Origin of the sequence: Alloyangia pacifica, from assembly GCF_020524285.1 — a bacterium.
GTDB classification, from domain to species: domain Bacteria; phylum Pseudomonadota; class Alphaproteobacteria; order Rhodobacterales; family Rhodobacteraceae; genus Salipiger; species Salipiger pacificus_B.
In genome coordinates, this window is the sequence record NZ_JAIVKX010000049.1 from 1 (window position 1) to 510 (window position 510).

Genomic DNA, 510 nt, shown 5'->3' on the forward strand with positions numbered 1-510 from the left:
ACCGAGGAAGCGCTGTATGTCATGGCCGGTCGGCTGGAGCTGCATCTCGATGGCAAGGTCCACATGCTGACTGCCGGGGACTACGCCTATGTTCCTGCCGGGACCGTCCACGGCTATCGCATGAAAAGCTGGCGCACGCGCGTCCTCACCTGGTCCATCGGGTCGGGCCTTGCTGGATTTTACGAGGCGCTCGGTACGCCGTTTTCCCGTCCGGTCCAGCCCGACGCGCCCGATCTGACGATTGCACAGGAAAGCCTGGATGCAGCCGCGCAGGTCGCAGATGTGACCTGGACCGGAGACCTGCCCGAAGCCGAGGCCGTCCTTGTGACCGAGCGCGGCGTGCCCGGAGACCGCCGCCCCTACGTGCTCATGGAAGGCGAAGGGGAACGTCTGGTGGCTGCCGATCAGCTTTTCTCTTTCCTGCAGACATCCGCCTCGACGGACGGCACATTCTTCTCGGTGATGACCGAGGGTCCCGCCGGGCAGCCGATCCCGTGGCACTACCACAAG

Annotated in this window: 1 protein-coding gene; it reads left to right on the forward strand. The window is 64.9% G+C overall.

The window, feature by feature from the left end; all coding sequences use genetic code 11:
• The coding region (locus tag LC039_RS26795) for a cupin domain-containing protein (protein WP_226629947.1) at window positions 1-510 on the forward strand (510 nt) is incomplete at both ends.